Genomic DNA, 7,769 nt, shown 5'->3' on the forward strand with positions numbered 1-7,769 from the left:
CGAGATGTGCCGGAGGAAGGCCATGTGCGCTGCGCAAGCAGCTAGCGGATGAATTCGGCCGACGGATGCGCGCGCGGGAACGCCCGCATATAATCGAAGAAGCGCGACAAGGTCAGGTCGCTCCGCGTGAGCGTCCCGGGCTTGAGATGGACCGTTTGCATGTTCATGAGATCGTCGATCACGACGCGCTGTTCGAGCTCGGCCACCTCTTCGAGGAATTGCTCGACCTCTTCGGGCGTGCCGCTGTCCTTGCGGGTGCAGACGATGATGAAAACGGTCGACCGCCCGGGCCGGTTGAGCGTGAACGGCGACACGAAGCCGAACCAGCGGCCCGCGAAATCCGTGCTTTGATAATACATGCTCGTGCCGACGATCCCGAGCCGGTGGCGGATCGGATCGCCCGTCACATGGACGCCCTCGAACTCGTAATACATCGAGTGATCGGTCCATTCGACGACATCGTGCGGATTGTCGCCGTTGATCTCGATGCCGTGCAGGTAGCGGATGTGCTGCATGTCGGGGGTGTTCGCGCACAGAATCCACGGATCGGTCGGGATTTCTTCGCCGAAAACCTTGGTCTTGAAGACCAGTTCGTCTTCCGGAAAGGGAAAATCGGGAAGTTCATAATGGGGTTCGAGGCCGTTGTAGGCCCAGAGCACGCCATATTTCTCGCAGACCGGGAACTCGAAGAGGCGCGCCTGGCCGGGAACGGGGTCCTTGCTCGGCATCGCCGCGCAGCGACCGTCCGGACCATATTGCCAGTGATGGAAGGCGCAGCGGACCTTGCCGTCGACCATGTCGCCGATCGAGAGATCGGCGCCGAGATGCGGGCAATAAGCGCTCATGACGTGCGGCGCGCCAGCGAGGTCGCGCCAGACGATCACGCGCCCGTCAAGGAAATCGAAACCGCGGACGAAATCGGAGGTGGCGGCGCTCGACATGCAGATGGGAAACCAGCTCTGCGTGAAGGTGCCGCCCTCGCCTTCGAACGGGACCTGCTTGCCAAGCGGTCGGCGAAAGCCCTGTTTTTCGGCGACGGGCAATGCGATCGGATCGTTAAGCGACATGTCCTGCTCCATTTCGTTTCTTGAATGCGGCGAGGATCATGCGTTGCGGATCTCATTCCTAGCCATCCAATCGGGGAGCTGGTCGAGCGCCGTTCGCGAGCGCCGGGCCGACTTACCTATCCGAATGGACGGGGGCTTTCGCCGATCGGACGAGTGGGCTTGGTCGCCCAGCCATGGGAGCAGTCGCCGGCATGTTCAAAAAAATGGAGTAGACAGATGGCCAAGGCGTTTCTTTTCGTGGTGTCTTCGCACGATCAGCTGGGTACCACCGGCAACAAGACCGGGAGCTGGCTCGAGGAACTGGCCGCGCCCTATTGGCGCCTGCGCGACGCCGGCATCCGCATCGACATCGCTTCGCCCAAAGGTGGCGCTGCGCCGATCGATCCGATGAGCCTCGAGGACAATTGGCTGAGCGACGCGGGACGCCGCTTCCGGAGCGACCCCGAAGCGAGCGAGGCACTCGCGAACACCAGGCGGCTCGCCGATATCCGTTCCGAAGATTATGCGGGGCTGTTCATGGTGGGTGGTTCGGCGACGGTCTGGGACTTTCCGAACAATTCCGACCTGAAGCGGATCATCGAGGAATATTTCCCGCTCGGCAAGGTGATCGCCGGAGTTTGCCACGGCGTGATCGGGCTGACGCAGGCAGTCGATGCGAACGGCGAACCACTGGTCAAGAACAGGAAGGTGACGTCGATCAGCAATGCCGAGGATGTCATGATGGGACTCGACAAGGTCGTACCCGTCTTGCCGGAAGAAATGCTGCGCAAGCTGCGCGGTGTATATAGCTGCGCCGCGCCGCTCGCCGAGCATGTCGTGATCGACGCCCCGCTCTTCACGGGCCAGAACCCGGCATCGGCCGATCCGCTGGGCGTCGCGATCGTCAAATATCTCGACAGAATGTCCGAAACGGCCCCCGAGGCGCGCTGAGCAAGTCGCGTGCCGGCTCTACGCAGCCGGCACGTAGCCGCAGGTCCCGTTTCCGCAAGCACCGTATCTATCCGCGGCGATTGTTGCCGAGGCTCCGATAGCGAGCGAGGGCCTGCGTGCGGTTCTGCGCTTTCAGCTTGCGGTATATGTTGCGGAGGTGGAATTTCACTGTCGCCTCGCTGAGGCCCAGCCGGTGCGCGGCGACCTTGTTCTGATGCCCTTCGCCGAGAAGCATCAATATCTGCCTTTCCCTTGCGGTCAGCGGATCGTCGCCGGGCTGTGAGTGGCTGGCCGTTTCATAGGCGGCGAGCGGAACATCGGCCGGTTCGGCGGACAAATCCGGGGCCCAGCTGCGCATTTGCTCTCCGCCGTCGAGAAACAACCGCACCGGCAGTCCGGCGGTGCAGAGATTGCGCGCGCGCGCGAAATGCCCGGCGGCGCCCTCCGCGTTGCCCCTGCCATGATCCAGTCGCGCTTCGACGATCGCGCGCTGTACCTCGAAACGCACGGCGCTTGTACCCGCGATCATCACGCGCGCACGCGCAACAAACCGGTCGGCGGTAATGGTGTCGCCCTGCGCCGCAGCGACTTGCGCGCCGACAAGTGCCGCCCCGATCCGCTCCTGCCAGGTCAGAAAGGCGGGCAACCGGTCCAGCTCCTCGATGTTGGCAATGCCGAGCGCTCGCGCGGCCTCGGACGCGCGAGCCTGTTCATTCAGCTGCAGCGAGATCCCGATGTCGGCCAGGCGCAGCGCCCAGTCGAGCCGCGGCGATTCGAGCCGCTTCGCCACCTCGATCCCATAAGCGACAATCCCTCGCGCCTCGCTCGGGCATCCCCCCGCTATCGCGGCGCGCGCTGCTTGGACATGCGTCCATATCTGGATTTCGGTCCAGGGCTCGACGGCCGCGACTGTCCCGACCAAAGCCGTCATGTCGGTGAGGGGATCGGGCCGGCCGAGCTCGAAAAGCAGGCCCGCGCGAAGTGCCGCCACCATGGCACGCAGGCGCTGGTCACCGGGGAAGAATATCCAGGTGATCTGTTCGGCGAGCGTGATTTCGTCCAGCGCCTGCTCGAGGTCGTTCAGCCAGAACCGGTTGAGCACGCGGTGCACATGAAGGAAAATGCATCCGTAGACGGCCTCGGTTTCTGCATATTCCTCCGCGGCAATACGCGCGAGCCCTTCTGCCGCAGCAATATCGCCGTGGCAGAACCTGTCCCAGGACAGGTAGACGTTGGCCTGCGCCCGGCTCTCGTGGTCGGACCTGCATCCTGTCGCGAGAAACGCTTCGAGTGCATGCGCCATTTCCGGATTGCGGCTGTCGTCGCGGAGGCCAGCAACGATCGCCTCGACCAGCAGCAGCTGGTCCGCCACCTCGGCCTGGCCAGCTTCGCCGTCCCGCACCCCCGCCTGGGCCGCCTCGAGGTGCGCCGCGGCCGCGGCCAAGTCTCCCTCATGGGCGTGAATGACAGCGAGCGACAAATGTTGCTCGGCCGGCGCGTCCTCGGTCGCCAGTCCGATGGCTTCGAGCATCTGGTGGGCGCCGGCAATACCGTGCTGCAGCACGAGATTGGCGTAACCCACCCGCTCGACAAGCTTGCGTGCATGCTCGCCGTCGCATCCTTCGACGGCGTGCCGAAGCGCTTCGCTGTACCGATTCCGCTCGTCGAACCATGCTGCCGCCCGCCGATGAAGGACTTGGTGCTCGTCCTCGGAGACCCATGCCAGGCAGGTTTCGAGGAAGCGGCGCAGCATTTCGGGAAAATAGAACTCCTGCGCCCCCCGATGCCGCAGCAAGATGCCATCGCTGCGATGGAGCCGTTCGATGAGCGCGGTCGCGTTGCGGCCGATGATGGCGCTTGCGAGCGACAGGTCGAACCGCTCGACGACAACGAGGCGGCTGATCGCGTCGCGCATGTCGGGAGGCAAGGCGTCGAGAACTTCGGAGCGATAATATTCGTAGAGATGATCGTGCCAGTCGTCGGCGCCGCTGACGTCGCGCGGGGTGGCGTCCATCATCCGTCGGACGAAGCCGAGCGCAATCGGCTCCCCGCTCGTTTCGTGATGGAGACGCCGCGTGTAGAGTTCGGGTATTTCGCCGAACAGGCTGTGCGTTTCGAGCGGTGTCAGGTTGAGATCCGAGGGGCCGATTTCGAATATCTGGTCGCGGGCAAGCAGCCCCGCAATTGAAAAGCCGAGGCGTTTGCGGCTGGCGATCACGAGCCGCGTCGACACCGAGTGCTTGAGAAAACCCGCGAGCAGCTCGCCGTTCGCCTGTGTATCGGCTTCCTCATACTGGTCCAGAAGAATGACCAGCCGCGTATCGGCCCGGTTGCACACAGACGCGAGATATTGCGACAGGCGCTCGGGCATGTCGGTCGAGACTTCGGCGACCGCGCTGCGAAATCCATTCGCGATATCGGCGCATCCCGCCTGTTCGATTGCCGCTGCCAGACCGCCTACGAAATGATCGATGTTCCGGTCGCCGCTATCGAGCGTCAGCCAGGCGACCGGCCGTTCCATGTCGCGGGACACCGCCCGCCACTGGCCGAGAAGCGTGGTCTTTCCCGTTCCGGCGGCGCCGCGGACGATCGACAACTGCTTGAGAAAGGTCGCCTCGGTGAGATTGCGCAACAGGGTCTTGCGGATGACGCTGTGGCCCACGAATGGCCGCGGCGCATAACGGTAGGGAAGCGACGGATCGGGAAGACCGTGCGCCGGGCCGGGGGAAAGCGTGTCTCTGTCCGTCACGACGTCTTCCTGACCGAATTTTGCCGGGGAGTCGAACCTGTTCCCAGTCCTTGGCGCGATCCGCAGCCTCGGACATCTTCCATTTCCTGCCGGGATTCCACCTGCCCTTTGGGACGGGTGCCTCTCCTTTAGGCTAGGTCGAGACCCCGCCAAAACCGCCCACGCCCGTTCCAACGGTCGGCTAGGCTTCGGCAGGAGGCCGCCCCAGTCTTGGCCAATCCTCAAAGCCTGGCGGGCGTGAGGATCCACCAAGCAAAAAAGCGCCCGATACGGGCAACAAGGGGACTGGACTCATGCCGCGAAACAATCAATCCGCACTGAAGAGAGCGTATCTGCTGAGCGCTGCGACCGCAGCGCTGATGCCCGTCACCCCGGCGCTTGCGCTCGAGGGGTCGGCGTCTCCCGAGATCAAGGAGGCCGCGGCGGAGTCCGGAGAAACGGCTCCCCAGGAAATCCTCGTGACCGCGCGCCGCCGCAGCGAGAGCCTCCAGCAGGTTCCGATCGCGGTCACGGTTCTCACGAGCGAGGACATCCAGCGCTCCGGGATCGAAAGCGTGGCGGATTTCGCCAACCTCACGCCCAATGTCACGTTCGACAATGCGCTCAATCTCGGAACGAACATCCTGACGATCAGGGGCCAGACGCAGGCGCAATATGGTCCGCCGCCGGCCGCGATCGTGGTCGACGGCGTGCTGCAGATGTCGCCGCTGCAATTCAACGTCGACGAGTTCGACCTCAGCCAGGTCGAAGTCCTGAAGGGCCCGCAGGGCGCGATCTATGGTCGCAACGCGATCGCGGGCGCGATCAACATGACCACGAGCAAGCCCGGCGACGCGTTCAAGGCGCGAGCCTTCGGCAGCTTTGCGCGCGGCAACGAATGGAAAGGCAAGGCATCCGTCAGCGGCCCGATCGTTCCGGGACTGCTCTACGCGCTCGGCGGCATTTCCTATACCGACCGCCGCGGCCAGGTCCGGAACATCACGACCGGCACCTATTCCGACAAGTTGCGGGATTTTACCGGGCGCCTGCGGCTGGTGGCGACGCCCACCGATAATCTGGAAGCCGACATCAAATATACCTATTCCGACGCCAAGGGGCATGATCCGGCTTATGTCACGAGCCGCTCGCGCGATCCCGCCCAGGGGAATGACCCGTTCGATTCGAACCGGGTCGGGACGAACCCCCGTACGCTCCACGATCTCTCCGGTCGGCTGAACTGGGAGGCGGGCTTCGCGACGGTGACGGCTACGCTTGCTTATATCGACGTGAAGGAGAGCCTCACCGAGGATCTCGATTACAAGCCGATCGATTTCCTGCGGGCCGAGCAGGACGAACGGCAGAAAGGCTTTTCACAGGAGCTCAGGATCGCCTCGCCCTCATCGGGCAGCCTGCGCTGGCTCGTCGGCGCCTATCATGTCCGCCTGAAGGCGTTTCGCGGCGCGACCATCTATTTCGACCCCTTCTACTTCGGGCTCGCGCCCGAGCCGACATCGGCCGACACCCTCATCGGGGCGTCGGCCGACAACAGCACCGACGAGACCTGGTCGGGGTTCGGGCAGGTCCAGTATGACATCACGCCCGAGCTCAGCCTCGAGGCGAATCTGCGTTACGATAGTGATCGCATCCGCCAACAGGCGGTCGGCAGCCCGATCGTGCAGCGGATCAAGTTCAGCAAGTGGCAGCCCAAGGGCACCCTCACCTATCGCCCGAGCCAGGATTTCACCCTTTACGGCTCGATCGGAGAGGGCTTCCGCAGCGGGACCTTCAACGCGACCGACGCCAGTTTCGGTGACCCGATCGTGCGGCCCGAAAAGGCCACCACCTATGAGGTCGGCGTCAAGACGCGCCTGCTCGACCGGCGCCTGACGCTGAATGCCGCGATCTACCAGACCGATCTCACCGATGGCCAGTTCACGCTGTTCGACGCCGCCGGGGCCACCAATGTCCGCATCAATATCGACAAGACGCGCATTCGCGGTTTCGAGATTGAAAGCGCGCTGCGGCTGCTCGAGGGTTTCGCGGTCAACGCGAGCTTCGGCTATACCGATCCCAAGGTGAAAAGCTTCCTCCCGCCTGCCGGTTATCCCGGGGCGGTCGCCTCCTATATCGGCAACCGCCCGCCGCGCGTCGCCAAGATCACGGCAAACTTCGGCCTCGACTTCGAGATTCCCGCGTCGGAAACGCTCCGCTTGTTCGTGCGGCCAGAATATCGCTACATCGGCGCCTATTTCTGGAACCTCGAGAACAACTACAAGCGACCGGCGTACAACCTCGTCAACTTTCGCGCCGGTGTTCGCGACGCCGACGACCGCTGGGCGCTGACGGGCTTCGTCAGGAACGCCCTCAACGAGAAGATCACGTCAGAATACCAGCCGTTCGTGAATTCGGGTCTGCCTACTGGCGAAGACGCCTATTATCCGCCAGTGGGAGCGATCTACGGTATCGAGGCGACCTATCGCTTCTGACGCCGCGGCGAAGCAACGGCCCGGGGACCAGCCGTTCCCCGGGCCAGCGCGACGCGTATCGGCGCGATCGGAGGAGTGCCCGCTTATGCCGTCCAAAATCGTTCCAGGCGGGCAGGCACGCAATCTCGACTATCCCGACACGCTGGCCAGCGAGGCGGCAGGCATTCCTATCGAGGACCACGACCTGCAACCGGTCGCCGACCATTCGCATCGCAAGGCGGAGCTGGTCCAGCTCGTCTCCGGAAACCTGTCGATCCGGTCCGCCGACGGCATCTGGACACTCCCGCCCGGCCGTGCCTTGTGGATTCCGCCCGGCACGTCGCATGCATCGCAGGGCTCGGGCGCCGTGGTGGCGCGATGCGTGTTTTTCGACCCTGCGCTCGTTCACGGCTTTCCCGGCCACTGCCACCTCGTTTTCGTGCATCCGCTGCTGCGCGAGATCATCGAGCGCCTCGTCGAACTCGGGCCCGGCGGCGCCCCGCCGAGCGAGCGCGAGCGGCGGCTCGTGGCGGTGCTGCTCGACGAGCTGGTCGCCGCGCGAACCGAACCCTTCCACTT

Annotated in this window: 5 protein-coding genes; 3 read left to right on the top strand and 2 right to left on the bottom strand. The window is 64.1% G+C overall.

Translation table 11 applies throughout. The annotated features are described in order from the left end of the window. Window positions 1-41: 41 nt before the first annotated feature. Window positions 42-1,067, bottom strand: coding sequence for a Rieske (2Fe-2S) protein (locus tag VGD20_RS04090; RefSeq protein WP_331133223.1), 1,026 nt, complete (start codon window positions 1,065-1,067; stop codon window positions 42-44). Between the two features lie 216 nt (window positions 1,068-1,283). Here VGD20_RS04090 and VGD20_RS04095 point away from each other — a divergent pair, with 216 nt between their 5' ends. Then, a complete protein-coding gene (locus VGD20_RS04095) occupies window positions 1,284-1,997 on the top strand; it encodes a type 1 glutamine amidotransferase domain-containing protein (protein WP_331133224.1) in 714 nt (237 codons plus the stop codon). A gap of 67 nt (window positions 1,998-2,064) precedes the next feature. Here VGD20_RS04095 and VGD20_RS04100 read toward each other — a convergent pair whose 3' ends face one another. Next, window positions 2,065-4,746, bottom strand: a complete 2,682-nt coding sequence (locus VGD20_RS04100; RefSeq protein WP_331133225.1) for a LuxR C-terminal-related transcriptional regulator — start codon at window positions 4,744-4,746, stop codon at window positions 2,065-2,067. Window positions 4,747-5,039: 293 nt separating this feature from the next. Between VGD20_RS04100 and VGD20_RS04105 the strand changes: the two genes are divergently transcribed. Next, complete coding sequence (locus tag VGD20_RS04105) at window positions 5,040-7,211, top strand: TonB-dependent receptor (RefSeq protein WP_331133226.1); 2,172 nt, start codon at window positions 5,040-5,042, stop codon at window positions 7,209-7,211. A gap of 85 nt (window positions 7,212-7,296) precedes the next feature. Continuing rightward, window positions 7,297-7,769: AraC family ligand binding domain-containing protein (locus VGD20_RS04110; RefSeq protein WP_331133227.1), on the top strand; the 473-nt coding region annotated here is incomplete at its 3' end.

The sequence above is a fragment of the Sphingopyxis sp. genome (genome assembly GCF_036402335.1).
Classification (GTDB): Bacteria; Pseudomonadota; Alphaproteobacteria; order Sphingomonadales; family Sphingomonadaceae; genus Sphingopyxis.